General features: G+C 40.5%; 1 protein-coding gene. It reads right to left on the minus strand.

Features of this window, described 5'->3' with window-relative positions; translation table 11 throughout:
• The coding region (locus GMD6S_RS09170) for a Cna B-type domain-containing protein (protein WP_000740401.1) at positions 1-1,332 on the minus strand (1,332 nt) is incomplete at both ends.

Consider the following 1,332-nt stretch of genomic DNA (forward strand, 5'->3'; position numbering starts at 1 on the left):
CTGGAACATTCACTTCTTCAACAGTGTAGGCAATCTCCTTACCTTCTTGATAACGATCAAGACCTGTAAACTCATAAGTCCAGCCACTTGTTTCTGACACTGTAGCTGTCTGACCAGTTTCCTTACCATCTGCAAGAAGTTTCACAGTGACAGAAGATGGACGGATACCGTCTTTGTTATCTTCATCTTTCCAAATCTTCTTACCTTTTACAGATGTTTTCTCTGGTGTGTGGGTGTTGGTCACATTCATACCAGTTTCAGTAGCTGTGTAACCTGTAGGAACACCAACTTCTTTGACTGTGTACTCGATTGCTTTACCATTTTGGTAACGATCCAGTTCAGTGAATTCATACTTCCAACCTGTTTCAGCTGTTGCGATTGCTGTCTTGCCAGTTTCTTTACCATTGGCAAGAAGAGCGACAGTGACAGATGCTGGACGGATATGATCTTGGTCGTTATTATCAATCCAGGTCTTTTGTCCACTTACAGCAATTTTTTCTGGAGTATGTTCGTTGGTAATGGTGTACTTGCCATCCTTGTCTGTAGTGATGGTTGCTTTGTATTCTGTCATAGCAGTTTCTTTGACAGTGTACTTGATTTCCTTACCATTCTCATACTTAGGAAGTTTTTTAGATTCGAACTTCCAGCCAGTTTTTTCTGAAACTTCAATTTCTTGAACAACCTTGTCGCCGTTAAGAATTTGAACTTTCACAGATGTTGTACGTTTACCGTCTTGGTTGTTGTTATCTTTCCACACCTTAGTTCCTGAAAGAACAATTGTTTCTGGGTTATAGGTGTTTGTCACTACTTGACCAGTCACAGAGGCTTCGTAACCAGCTGGTACATCCACTTCCTTGATAGAATAGGTGATTTCTTTTCCAGCTTCGTATTGTGGAAGATTGGTGAAGGATGCTACCCAAGTGTTATCATCAGTCTTTTCCTTAGCTGTTAAGGTCAATTTCTTACCTTCAACGGCTACTGGATCAGCATTTCCTACTTTTTTATAAAGTTGAACCGTTACGGACTCAGGACGCTTGCCGTCTTGGTTGTTCGCATCGTTCCATACTTTTGTTACCTTGTAGTCAATTTCTTTAGGAGCATATTTGTTTGTGATGGTAAAGTCTGTAATAGTCGCTTCGTATTCTGCTACGGCTTCTTCTGTTACAGTGTATTTAATTTCTTTACCAGCTTTATATTTTGCTAATTTTTCGAATGTAGCAGTCCAAGTTCCGTCTGCGGCTGCTTGAACCTCTTTCGATGCTACTTTCTCACCGTCTGCTAAAAGATTGATTGTAATCTTAGTCGGACGTTTGCCGTCTTGGTTATTAGCGT

The organism is Streptococcus sp. GMD6S (genome assembly GCF_000297015.1).